General features: G+C 43.6%; 7 protein-coding genes. 5 read left to right on the top strand and 2 right to left on the bottom strand.

What is annotated here, in order from left to right; translation table 11 throughout:
- Positions 1-335: 335 nt before the first annotated feature.
- The 3 genes from rnr to HQ29_RS04555 all read left to right on the top strand — a co-directional run bounded on the left by rnr (position 336) and on the right by HQ29_RS04555 (position 4,849).
- Complete coding sequence (rnr, locus tag HQ29_RS04565; RefSeq protein WP_052089809.1) at positions 336-2,522, top strand: ribonuclease R; 2,187 nt, start codon at positions 336-338, stop codon at positions 2,520-2,522.
- Positions 2,523-2,541: 19 nt separating this feature from the next.
- On the top strand, positions 2,542-3,579 hold the full coding sequence (gene rlmN, locus HQ29_RS04560; RefSeq protein WP_036845723.1) for a 23S rRNA (adenine(2503)-C(2))-methyltransferase RlmN: 1,038 nt from the start codon (positions 2,542-2,544) through the stop codon (positions 3,577-3,579).
- A gap of 64 nt (positions 3,580-3,643) precedes the next feature.
- Positions 3,644-4,849 (top strand): C1 family peptidase, encoded by a 1,206-nt coding sequence (locus tag HQ29_RS04555; protein ID WP_036791622.1) that lies wholly within the window; start codon positions 3,644-3,646, stop codon positions 4,847-4,849.
- 162 nt (positions 4,850-5,011) lie between these two features.
- Here the strand turns inward: HQ29_RS04555 and HQ29_RS04550 are convergent, their stop codons facing one another.
- Together HQ29_RS04550 and HQ29_RS04545 are read right to left on the bottom strand one after the other, a co-directional pair.
- Positions 5,012-6,658: a PL29 family lyase N-terminal domain-containing protein gene (locus tag HQ29_RS04550; RefSeq protein ID WP_036791619.1), complete on the bottom strand. Its 1,647-nt coding sequence runs from the start codon at positions 6,656-6,658 to the stop codon at positions 5,012-5,014.
- 282 nt (positions 6,659-6,940) lie between these two features.
- Positions 6,941-7,639, bottom strand: coding sequence for a porin family protein (locus HQ29_RS04545; RefSeq protein ID WP_036791615.1), 699 nt, complete (start codon positions 7,637-7,639; stop codon positions 6,941-6,943).
- A gap of 493 nt (positions 7,640-8,132) precedes the next feature.
- Here HQ29_RS04545 and HQ29_RS04540 point away from each other — a divergent pair, with 493 nt between their 5' ends.
- Both HQ29_RS04540 and HQ29_RS04535 read left to right on the top strand, forming a co-directional pair.
- Positions 8,133-11,393, top strand: coding sequence for a SusC/RagA family TonB-linked outer membrane protein (locus HQ29_RS04540; protein ID WP_036867771.1), 3,261 nt, complete (start codon positions 8,133-8,135; stop codon positions 11,391-11,393).
- Between the two features lie 20 nt (positions 11,394-11,413).
- Entirely contained in the window at positions 11,414-13,414 is a 2,001-nt protein-coding gene (locus HQ29_RS04535) for a RagB/SusD family nutrient uptake outer membrane protein (protein ID WP_036867770.1), read from the top strand.
- Positions 13,415-13,567 lie beyond the last annotated feature (153 nt).

Genomic DNA, 13,567 nt, shown 5'->3' with positions numbered 1-13,567 from the left:
TTGATGCTAAAAATATTGGGAGAAGATGAATTTGCTCATGAAAGAAAATCCCTTTGATTAAGCACCACGATGAGGAAGTCTATTCCACTCCCATTAAATAAAAGAAGAAACGATTTTAGGAAAAAGAGAACGTACGGGAAGACATCCTTATGAATCAGATAACGATTGGCACTATATTAAAAAAGCATAATATTACTTCAACAGAAAGGCATTCCTACAAATACCACTATTTATATCATTTTTAAGAATTGGGGCTCTTTCCTTTCTTGCACTCACAAGTGCAAGAATAATAGTACCTTTGCGAAGAAAAAAAGACTCAATAAGATCTTTGAAAGATGACAAGACAAAATAAAAAGAGTAGAGCCTCAAGAGGATCTATAAGAAGTAAAAACGCAACATATTCTACAATAAAAGATGCCGTTCTAAAGCATCTCTATTCCAATCCTACCAAAACATTCAATCCCAAACAACTCGCTTCAAACCTTCGTCTTAACGTAGGGAATGGAAGAATTTTCATACAGCAAGCTCTTAATGAACTCAGAAAAGAAGAGAGTATCAATGCCATAGGGAATCATCGCTATCGTCTCAATTATAAAGGAGACCGGTATGATGCAATATTCATAGCTCGTGCCAATGGAAGACATACGGCAAAGGCTGTAGAGAACGATGAAATATTCTTAATAGACAACAGAGATACTCGCAACGCCCTCAATGGAGACCGGGTGCATATAGAGGTTCTGCCTAAAACTTTTTCCCATAGCAATAACAGAGCTGCTCGAGTAGTAGAAATCTTGGAACGTGCACAAGGGAATTACGTGGGGGTATTACAAAAGCCTTTCGGAGCAAAAGCGGGCTTTGTAATCCCGGAAGGCAATAAGATTCAGAACGATATCTTCATCCCGGACAAGCACACAAATGATGCAAAGGATGGAGATATGGTATTGGTTCGAGTAATAGAATGGAGACAGGAAGACAAGAATCCTGTCGGGGAGATAATAGATGTACTTGGACGACCGGAAGATAATGATACCCAGATGCACGCAATATTGGCGGAGTTTGGACTTCCATATAAATATCCGGAAGAGCTGGAGCAGTTGGCAAACGAACTTCCTGAAGGACTATCCGAAAAAGAGCATTCGACAAGGGAAGATCTAAGACATCTTACCACCTTTACAATAGACCCGATAGATGCCAAAGATTTTGATGATGCAATCTCCTATGAACGACTTGAGAACGGCAACGTCAGTGTCGGAGTTCATATCGCAGACGTTTCTTTCTATGTGAAGCCCGGCGATCCGATAGATATTGAAGCTCAAAAAAGAGCGACGAGTATTTATTTGGTGGATCGTACGATACCGATGTTGCCGGAACGTCTTTGCAATGATTTGTGTTCTCTCAAGCCGAATGTGGATCGTCCTGCTTACTCCGTAATATTCGAGCTCAACGATAAAGCGGAAGTGGTGAACTACAATATCGTAAAAAGCATCATCCATAGCGATGCACGTCTGACCTACGAGCAGGCGTATGAAATAATCAAAGGGAAAGGAGATCCGGCTGAAGAGGTAAGGCAATCCATCATCCATCTTAGCGAGATTGCTCAAAAGATCAGAAACAAGAGATTTGAAGCCGGCGCCATCAACTTTGAAAGGCAAGAGATTAAATTCATTCTTGACGATCAAGGTAAGCCGACCGATGTTTACACAAAAGAGAGCAATGAGGCTCACCAGCTCATTGAAGAATTTATGCTTCTCGCCAATAGAACCATCGCCCAACATGTAACCAAAAAACATTTGAAGGGTCATCCCAAGAGAGCTTTTATCTATCGTATCCATGACTTGCCCAATGAGGCAAAGCTGCAAGACCTTTCCAAATTTATGATGAAGCTTAAGTATGTACTCAAATTGGACGGCAACAAAGAGCACATATCAAAGGCGCTCAACGAAATGCTCGTGGCTTTTCGAGGCAAACCGGAGCAAAATATGTTGGAAACAATAGTATTGCGAACAATGTCCAAGGCAATATATACGACAGATAATATCGGACACTATGGATTAGGATTTCCTTTCTATACTCACTTTACATCTCCCATCAGAAGATACCCGGATGTTTTGGTACACCGATACCTTTGGGCATACGAACATGAACAGGAGTTGGACAGCCCTGGCATATTAGAGTCGCAAGCCCGCCACTGTTCGGATCAAGAGCAGTTGGCATCTCAAGCAGAACGTGCATCCATCAAACTCAAACAGGTAGAATACATGTCCGATAAGATCGGAGAAAGATTTGAGGGCATGATAATAAGCGTTACAGATTTCGGATTCTTTGTAGAAATCAAATCCAATGGTTGTGAGGGTTTAGTGCCCATACACTCTCTTACAGATGACTTCTATGTTTACGATGAAAAGAACTTTTGTTTGATTGGAAGGCAGTACGGCAGAGTCTTCAAACTGGGAGACAGCGTAGAGATAGAGGTTGACAGGGTAAACTTCGAGAGAAAACAGATAGACTTTATTCTCTGCTGAAAATAACAATAGACCAATCATGAAAACACTTATAGGTCATACGCTGAAAGAGCTTGAAGCTTTGGTAAAAAGTCATAACCAACCCAAGTTCAGAGCTAAGCAGATTGCGGAGTGGCTTTACGTACACAAAGTAACAGAGATAGAAGAGATGAGCAACCTGCCCATCTCTTTTCGACAACAGCTTTCCGAGAATTATACCATTGGACGCCATGTTCCCATTACCACACAACGTTCTAAGGACGGCACGGAGAAATATCTCTTTTCAGTAGATACAAAAAAAGGCTTGCGAGAGATAGAGACCGTCTATATCCCCGAATCCGATCGTGCAACACTATGCATATCCAGCCAAATAGGCTGTAAAATGAATTGCTCATTTTGCCATACCGGCAAGATGGGCTTTTTATTTAACCTCTCTGCGGCAGAAATCATCAATCAGTTTCTCTCCTGTCCTCATATAGAGAAGCTGACAAATATCGTGTTCATGGGCATGGGAGAGCCTTTGGATAACTATGATGAAGTATCAAAAACCTTAGAAATACTAACTGCCCCATGGGGCTTGGCATGGAGTCCGAAGCGAATTACTGTAAGCACCATAGGGTCGAGAGATGGGCTGCTAAAACTATTACAGGAGCAACAGTGTCAGGTAGCCATAAGCATTCACTCCCCATACCCGGAAGAGCGAGCTGCTTTAATGCCTGTGGAGAAAGCTTTCCCGATAGAGGAGGTCATAGCAACGCTTCAAAAGTTCGACTTTTCAGGGCAGCGCCGGCTGTCGTTCGAGTACATTGTCTTCGATGGTCTCAATGATGATCTTCGCCATGCGGAAGCTCTTATCCGCATACTCAAGCCTCTGCTTCCCGATTGCAGGATAAATCTTATTAAGTATCACTCTATCCCAGGCGTGGATCTTCGTTCGCCTTCTCCGGTAAGAGTACAAAGTTTTGAGGACTATCTCAACTCTAAAGGAGTCAGATGCACGACCAGAAGATCACGAGGGGAGGATATCTTTGCCGCATGCGGTATGCTTGCCACTACGAAAGGCAAGAAGCCGCAATAGCAAAAGTTTGTCTATCTTTGGCTGCGAATGTTCAATAACCTATATACTAATAACAAAAACAGAAATGAAAAGATTATTTCTTTCTCTTGCTCTGATCTGCGGTGTATTTTCACTGCATGCACAAGAGGCATCTACAGATGTTAAGAAAAAAGAGGCTTATGTATTCACCCCTGTGAAAGAGCTCAAGATCACACAGGTAAAGAATCAGTCCAGAAGCGGTACCTGCTGGTCTTTCTCCGGTATAGGATTTTGGGAAGCCGAAATGTTGAGAATGGGTAAACAACCTGTTGATTTAAGCGAAATGTTTGTTGTAAGCCACAGCTACAAAGATAAGGCTGTGAAATATATTCGTACAGACGGACACATCAACTTTGCTCAAGGTGGTTCGTTCTACGATGTGCTTTATGTTCTCAAGCATTACGGAGCTGTTCCAAGCACCATAATGCCCGGTCTCAACTATGGAACCACTATCCACGCACACAGCGAACTCGAAGCCGGAGCAGTGGGCTTCCTTAAAGGAATTGAAAAGAACCCTAACAAGAAGCTTTCCACAGCTTGGAAGCGTGCATTCGACAGCATCATAGATGCTTACTTGGGCGAACTTCCTACCGAGTTTTCTTACAATGGCAAGAAGTACACACCAAAATCTTTCGCAGAAAGTATCGGTTTGGATGCAGACAACTATGTTTCTCTCACTTCATACACCCATGTTCCGTTCTACTCTTCATTCGTGATGGAGATTGCGGACAATTGGCGTCACTCCAGCAGCTACAACCTTCCGTTAGAGGAATTGATGGCTACAATGAAGAATGCTATCAATACCGGTTATGCGATAGCATGGGGTTCGGACGTTAGCGAACCGGGCTTTACTCGAGACGGATATGCTCTTCTTGTAGATGTTGAAAGTGCAGAAAACTCCGGCTCAGACCAAGCACGTTGGGTTGGAGCCACTCCAAATCAAAGGAATGAAATGATCCGTGATCTTGTAACACACATCAATACTCCCGAGATCAAGGTTACACAAGAATATCGTCAAGAAGGATACGACAACAAGACCACAACAGACGACCACGGTATGGTTATTTATGGTATTGCTAAAGACCAAACAGGAAAGCTCTTCTTCATGGTTAAAAACTCTTGGGGAGAGACCGGAAAGTACAAAGGAATCTGGTATGCCTCAGAAGCATTTGTTGCCGGAAAGACGATGAATATTGTTGTGCACAAGAACGCTATACCTAAAGAAATTAGAGCAAAGTTGGGCTTGAAATAAGACATCCCTACCAAACAGAGCAAAAAATATAAAGGGCGAGACGGAATAATTTCCGTCTCGCCCTTTTCTGATTCTTGTTTTGAGTAGAATAGGAACGGAGAAGCCAACCCAATGTTTCGGCTCTCTGTTCCACAAAGATTTATCTTCCCAAAGATGACTCTCTTATTTTTTTCTCATCAATCGGACTGGCAGGGCTGACTTCTTCTCCATCGTGTGAATACGAGAATAGTTGAACTCCACATCAAACATAAAGCGGTAAGCATAAGAGGCGTACTTCTCGTACGTATCCGCATTCCAGAAAACACTTGTACGCCTATTTAGAACTATCCCTCCGACTCCTTCTCCGTGCTCATTACAATTCATATAAAAACCAGTGGTAATAAATGTTCTAGATATATCCTTTTCTTTATTGGTTGCCCAATACTCTTCTTTGGCGACATCAGCCAACACTGTGGTATCATCTCCCAAGTGACGAATCGTAACTGTATAGGTAAAGAAGGCACTTTTTTCCTGTTTCAAAACATACCTGTACGCGGCTCTATATTTGCTGCCGTTACCCTCAAGACGTACTGCATACGAGATACCGTTGCCTACACCCTGATAGTAACAACGATAAGTACTCTTGGTGCCATCCAAAGTAATATCTTCGTTTTTCTCAACAGGACCGAATGTTGAGTTAAGAAGCAACACCTGCATAGCTGCCGGAAATACCGTAAGCATTTCATCCTTTGTGGGCACAGCATATTGATCTCCCAATGAAGGATTATCTCCCAATATCGATTTCCCCTCTACGTTTCCGTTAGAATCTTTTACTCCCATAAGTCTGAACCAAGAGAAGAAACCGATATCGGTATTATTACTCAGATCTGTAAGAAAATCGGTTCCCGTTTTGTTCAGATAGAATTTCGACATGTAAGACATCGGGATAAGAGGATTCATCTCTTCGTCTCCGGTTATGGGAGCAGCTCCTTCAATAATAACCACATTGCACTCTGCTTTCTTACCTCCTGCTATTGCTATGATCTTAACAGCACCTTTAGCCAAAGCCGCTACGTTACCTTCATTATCCACTGTTGCCAAAGTTTCGTTAGAAGATTGCCAGACTATCAGTGTAGAAGCAGCCTCTGCCGGTTTGATAGTCGCTCTTATCTTAAAGCGTTCTCCAACTTTAAGTTGCTTCTGAACCGGATCTAGAATGATCTCTTTCACCTCCACTATGGCAGGTTTCTTAGGAATAATAAACTTGTGTCCGTTATATTCGATGATGACGGATTCGTCTGTTTCGGTAATCTTCAATACTTCGGAGAGATCCTGCCCGGTAGCCTTTACCGGTTTTCCGTCTGCACCAAGAACGAGTTGCCAAGTTTTACCATCGTCAACGCTCACTTCCCACAATCCATTTCCATTCACTCTCAATTTTGGTGCTATACCTGAGGCTTTTATTTTATTACCATCGGCATCACGCATAAAGTCGCCATTCAAAGTCCAGTAGAGCTGACCATCGGTATCGGTTTTCACTCCAACCGCACTTCCGTTCTTTATTACAATCTTAGATCCATCACTCATAACGAGTTCGTAGCCGCTCTTGTCCGCAAGCTCTGTATAGGATACTATTCCTATCTTTTTGTTTTGAGCATCCAACAACTCCTTCATCGCCTTGATGTCGGAATTGGTCGTTGTCATTAAAGTCTCAAGATTTTTCAGCCGGACTTCGTGTTCGTCTAATCTTTTTCTTAGATCACTCAAATCCGAACATGCCGTAAAAAGAATAAATACCGGCAATAACCAGAAGAAAATACTTCTATTCATCTCATAAGTTTTTAATAAGTTAGAAATAGGTTATTACATCTCTTGAAGTTCGGCAAGCGTACAAATGCTTTGCAAAACCTCACTGCACGAAAATAAAAATAATAATTGCGAAATACAAATATTTGTTTAACCTTTCTCCAAAAGTAGTATTTCTCATCCGGGTACTTAAAGGTCAAAACAAATACAATGATACCCCATTATCTCATGCACCAAATCAAAAAAAAGAAAAGGCGGAAAAAGTATCCCCCTTCCGCCCCTATGAAAGTCTTTATGTCTGACCTTCTAGAATCTGAATCCTATGGAAGCATAAGCATTAAAATTCTTCAATGTGGAAGATGAACCAACACCCAAAAGGTCTCCCAAAAGGGACTGCACCTTAACATTATTGGTAAGACCATACTCGGTACCTATGCGGAAAACAGCTCTTGAAAAGTCCACAGCCACAGAAGCGTTAATACCGGCATCAAATCTCTTAAATTCCAATGACTTTTTTACAGACTCCGGCATTGAAAACAGATCCATGTCAGAGTCTCCATAAACACCTTTACCGCTGAGAGCATAAGCAAAATAAGGACCGACCTCAGCGGAGAAACCTAATGTCGGACTCAACTCTGCACGAAATCCGAGATTAAGAGGAACAGAAAGATAGTGGTAGTTGAGGTGTGCTCTGTTGGCTTTGGCATTATCTCCGCTCAAAGGACCAAGACCAAAAATCTTTCTAAAGCTATTCAGATCATAGTTTCCTCCTTGAGACTTAAAAGTAAGACCCGGAGCAATGTACAAACCACCACCCAATCCGATTTCCGCTGCACCGGATACCCGGTAGCCCATCTTTACTTTAGAGTTCAGATCAACAGAACTGGCTTTGAACTCCACTATGGACATTACGCCTCCCACTTCTATTCTCGGACGAATGTTTTGCGCGTTTGCAGTAAATAGCCCTCCGGCTAAAAGTAATAGTGCTAAAAGTTTCTTTTTCATTGGTATTTCTGTTTTTTAGAGGAAAAAACGCTTAAAGCTTCTTTTTGTTCTACTCAAACCTTCTCTCCTTAGGGTTATACATAGAAAGCACAAATATGATATGCCTTCTTAAAATATCACCTTGCCATACAAGCCGATTGCGTCGGTTATTTTACAAAGCAGTGCATGACAAATGTATAAAGAAGAAGCACAAGACACAACTTTACATCTTTCTTTTAATCTCTTCTCAAAAGAAACAATATTATTTTCGATAAAATCTCCATAAATAAGGAGACGAACTCTTTTGGCTACTCAAACAAAGATGGCACCAATACAAGGATAGAGGAGCAAAAAGAGATAAACACTCTTTCTGATAAAAAAATAAATATGAAGAAAATGAGTCTGACAAAACTCCGATATCCTAAAAAATACATACATTTGCATTACCACATAAACATTTTTTAGTTACCATATCCACAAAAAGAACAGAAATACACTATTTAGATATGTAATTATGAAAAAGGACAATTTTTCTAAAGGCAGAGATCTAAGCATCAGACTCCCCTATCGAACAATGGCAGGGGTACTACTGGCAGGTCTCATGACAGCACTGAGCCCGACAGCTACGGCAGGCGACTCGAACACTACTACCACTCAGCAGCAAGACACAAAAAGTGTTTCCGGTACTGTTGTAGATGAAAAAGGCAATCCCGTGCCTGTTGTTGCGGTTCGCGTTACAACCCAAAGAGGTAAAGGAGCACGTACAGACGAAAAGGGAAGATTTACCATCAATGGTCTTACCCCGACAGATGTCTTGGAAGTATCTTTCATGGGATACGAAACAGTGCGCATTACCGTAGGTAGCCAAACTACTCTCAAGATCGCACTTAAACCTTTGACTTCACAGTTGGAAGAGGTTGTTGTCGTGGGCTATGGTACACAAAAGAAAGTTAATCTTACCGGAGCAGTTTCCAATGTGGATTCAAAGCAGCTTCAAACTCGACCTGTTCAGAACGTGGCTCAAGCACTTCAAGGGGTTGTCCCGGGATTGAACTTCAGCGTTACAAACTCCGGAGGAGCTCTCAACAGTAGATTGAGCATGAACATCCGTGGTAGCGGAACCATAGGCGAAGGATCATACTCCAGCCCATTAGTACTTATCGACGGAGCAGAAGGAGACATGAATACTCTCGCGGCTAACGATATAGAAAGCATCTCGGTATTGAAGGATGCGGCTTCCAGTGCCATCTATGGTTCTCGTGCGGCATTCGGTGTTATTCTCATCACCACAAAGAGCGGTAAAGAGGGCAAGAGCAGATTCTCCTACAACGGAAATATGCGCTTCAATACAGCAACACAGATCCCAACAATGATGGACTCTGAAATGTTTGCAAACTACTTCAACCGTGCGGGAGCAAATGCAGGTGAAGGTATCGTCTTCCCTAACGACGTACTCGAAAAGATTCGTCTCTACAAGCAAGACCCGAATAACGAAAAGGTCAGATTCGGTACCATGTGGAATGCCGCCAAAGGAGAATGGGCAATGTACGATGAAGGAAACTGGGCAAATACCAACTGGTTCAAGGAAAACTACCGCGCAAACGCACCTTCACAAGAACACAATGTTTCGTTTTCGGGTGGTACATCCAAGCTAAACTACTACATCAGTGGAGCATTCTTGGATCAAGAAGGTCTTATCCGTTATGGTCAAGACAAGTTCAACCGTTACAATGTATCCGGAAAGTTCTCGGCTGAAATCACTCCTTGGTTCAACATTACCTACAACAACCGTTGGATTCGTGAAGACTACTCTCGTCCAAGCTACATGACCGGTCTGTTCTTCCACAACATCGCACGCCGTTGGCCTGTGAATGCGGTTACAGACCCGAACGGACACCTTATTTCAGGTCAGGAAACCATCCAAATGAGAGATGGAGGTAAGGACATCAACCAAAAGGACTTCTCCAACCAACAGATTACGTTCCTTGTAAAGCCGGTGGAAGGCTGGACCATTAAGTTTGAAAACAACTACAATACCACTTATAACAACAACCACTGGGATGTTCTTCCTATCTTCAGATACGACAAGGACGGCAACCCTCATCCTACATCTCGCGAAGGTGGAGACGAAGGACAGACCCGTGTTTCGGAATCTGCATGGAAGAGCAGCTACTTCAACGGTCGTTACTTCACAGAGTATTCCGAAAAGTTTGGCAAGCATGACGTAAAAATGCTCGGAGGTCTCGATATAGAGATCAGCAATACAAGAAATCTCGGAGGTAATAAAAAAGATCTTATCACTCCTCTTGTTCCTACCGTAAATACTGCGACACACGACAAGCCTACATTCTATGGCGGTTACAGCCATTGGGCTACAATGGGATTCTTCGGTCGTATCAACTATATATTCGACGACAAATATCTTTTTGAAGCATCTGTTCGTAGAGATGGTTCTTCTCGCTTCATCGGAGACAAGAGATGGGGAACATTCCCAACATTTGCAGTGGGTTGGAATCTTTCCAACGAAAGCTTCTGGGAACCTATCAAGCATATCGTTCCTCTCTTAAAGGTAAGAGGCTCTTGGGGTGCTTTGGGTAACACCAACATCCAAGCGCTATATCCTTGGTTCCTTGCACAGCCACAGGGTGTTGCCAACTCCGGATGGCTTCTCAACGGAGAAAGAGTAAATACCTCCAATGCTCCGGGCATCGTTTCCTCTTCACTCACTTGGGAACGTGTAGAGTCTTGGAACATTGCACTTGACTTCTCTCTTCTTAACAACAGACTTCAAGGTAGCTTCGACTTCTTCAACAGAACAACCTACGATATGGTTTCTAATCCGGAGAAGCTTCCATCAATACTTGGTGTGGCTCCTCCTAAGATCAACAACACAGACATGAGATCTTATGGTTGGGACTTGGAAGTTCGCTGGAGAGATCAATGGAGAGGTTTGGATTATGGTCTCAAACTCGTTCTCAGCGATGACCAACAAGAGATTCTCAGATACAGCAACCCGACCAACTCTCTTAGCGACCATTATTCAGGTAAGAAAGCCGGAGAGATCTGGGGTTATACTACTATCGGCATAGCCAAGACAGATCAGGAGATGAACGATCACCTTGCACACAGCAAGCAACCGATGGGTACACAATGGGCTGCCGGAGACATCATGTATAAAGACCTCAATGGTGACGGCACCGTAAACTATGGAAACAATACATTGGACAACCATGGCGACCTTTCTGTCATCGGTAACGCCACTCCGAGATACAAGTTCGGTATCAATGCAGATGCTGAATGGAAGGGTATCGACTTCTCCATCTTCCTTCAAGGTGTAGGTAAAAGAGACTGGTGGGACGGCTCTCCATACTCTGTTGGTGCTACAAGTCATGGTAAATGGCAGAGTGTAGGATTCGTAGAACACTGGGACTTCTTCCGTCCTGAAGGCGACCCTCTCGGAGCTAATCTTGATGCATACTACCCAAGACCTCTATTCGGAAAGGGTGGTAAAAATATGCAAAGACAAACCAGATATCTTAAGAGTGCAGCTTATATGCGTATCAAGAATATGCAGATAGGTTACTCTCTTCCTCAATCATGGATAAAAAAGGTCGGACTCTCCAGAGTACGTGTGTACACATCTGTGGACAATCTTGTTACCTTCACTAAGATGACCAAGATCTTCGACCCTGAAGCTATCGGTGGCGACTGGGGACCGGGTAAGCTTTATCCGCTTCAACGCACATGGTCTTTTGGTGTAAATGTTAATTTCTAATCCGTAAAAGAACGATCACAATGAAAAATATATTTAGTAAAATAGCTCTTATAGGAGCTCTATCCTTCTCTTTGGCAGGATGTGATTTGCTGGATAGAGAACCGCTGGATCAAGTAGGCCCGGATAGCTTTTATACCAATGCGGAACAGCTTGGAAGCTTTACGTTCAACTACTATCCCGCTGTCTTCCCTACAACAGGAGGTTGGAATGCCGGTGTTGCAGCAAGAGATAACGGCACAGACAACCAAGCCGGTGTAAATCCGAACAGAGCCTGGTTCACAAAAGATGTATGGAAAGTGCCTTCAGAAGGCGGTATCGGCTTCGAGGCGATCAGAAACGTCAACTGGTTTCTTGAGAATGCTACCGAGAAGTTGGAGAAGAAAGCCATCAGCGGATCCAAGGCAGACATCGACCACTACATTGGTGAAGCTTACTTTATCCGTGCTGCGCTCTACTTCGACAAGTTGCAAACTTATGGCGACTTCCCTATCATAAAGAAAGCTTTGTCCGATGACAGAGCTACTCTCATCGAAGCATCCAAGCGTATGCCTCGTAACGAAGTGGCTCGCTTTATCCTTTCGGACTTGGACAAAGCCATCTCTATGTTGAAGGATAAAACTCCTATGAACCAACGCATTTCCAGAAATGTAGCTCTATTGTTCAAGTCTCGCGTAGCGCTTTTCGAGGGTACATTTGAAAAGTACCACCAAGGCTCCGGACGCGTACCGGGAGACCCTACATGGCCCGGTAAGGACAAAGAGTGGAACAAGGGCAAAAGCTTCAACATTCCGGGAGAAGTAGAGTTCTTCTTGAACGAAGCGATGACTGCCGCCAAAGCGGTTGCCGATGCATTCCCAACGCTTACAGTGAACAGCGGAGTGATGAATCCGGAAAAGGGTCAGCACCATGGGTGGAACAACTACTACGAAATGTTTGCCGATGAAGACCTGTCAAAGTTCCCTGAAATCTTGCTTTGGAGACAGTACAGCAAGGAGAAAAACCTTGTACACTTGACCTCTCACAAGCTTGCAGTAGGCTCTTCTTCCGGTTGGACACGCGCTTTGGTAGAATCTTTCTTGATGAAGAACGGTCTTCCTATCTATGCTCAAAACTCCGGATACACAAAGACAGACGAGACTGTCGATCTTGTAAAGAAAGATCGCGATGAACGTCTGCAGCTCTTCTTGTTCGGAGAGAGCAACGTACTCTACACCAATGAAGATCCTATCGTGATGTTCGACGTTGCAAACATTATTGCGAATGACGAGTCGAGAGACGTTACCGGCTATCGTCAGCGCAAGCTTTACAACTACGACAAACGTATGCACCTCAACTCCGAGATGCACGACGTTTCCGGTACTATCATCTTCCGTGTGGCAGAGGCATACCTCAACTACATAGAGGCATCTTACGAAAAGAACAAAGTGATAGACGGCAACGCGAGAAACTACTGGGATGCGCTTCGCAGACGTGCAGGTATAACAGTGGCAATAGAAGTAACAACAGGAGCCACCGATATGGCTTACGAAGCGAATACGAACAGAGAGTCTTACGACTGGGGAGCATTCTCAGCCGGCGTGGCTATCGACCCTGTTCTTTACAGCATCCGCAGAGAGCGTCGCTCCGAATTTGCAGGAGAGGGTATGAGAGCCGCGGACCTCATACGCTGGAGAGCTATGGACCAGGTAAAAGACTACCATATAGAGGGCGTAAACTTCTGGGATAAGATCCATACTTATCCAAGATTCTATGGTGCCGATGGTAACACTCTCATCATTGCCGATGGCTCTTCTGCTTCCAATCTCTCTTCTAAGGAGTTGAGCAAATACATCCGCCCATACCAAAAGATCAAGGCAAACAACGATGTATTCAATGGCTACACCTTCTATCAGGCGCACTACCTCTCTCCATTCTCTTATCAAGAGTTGAGCTTGGCATCACCTACCGGTAATGCAGAGGAGAGCAACCTGTATCAAAATCCGGGCTGGAAGGCTTCTGCGGAAACTCCTGCAGAATATTGATAACAGACACGGAATAAGCTCCTTTCCTGTCATACCCGTTTCAGGAAAGAGATATTTCAAATAAAAAGCAAGTGCATGGCGAAACGAAAGCCGTGCACTTGCTTTCTTTTTGAGCTGTTGAGAAGAAAAAAGAGAGAGATTTCTCCCTTTCCA

This window comes from Porphyromonas canoris (assembly GCF_000765975.1).
GTDB classification, from domain to species: Bacteria; Bacteroidota; Bacteroidia; order Bacteroidales; family Porphyromonadaceae; genus Porphyromonas_A; species Porphyromonas_A canoris.
The sequence above is the reverse complement of the archived record's forward strand: the minus strand, read 5'-3'. Positions and strand labels throughout refer to the sequence as shown.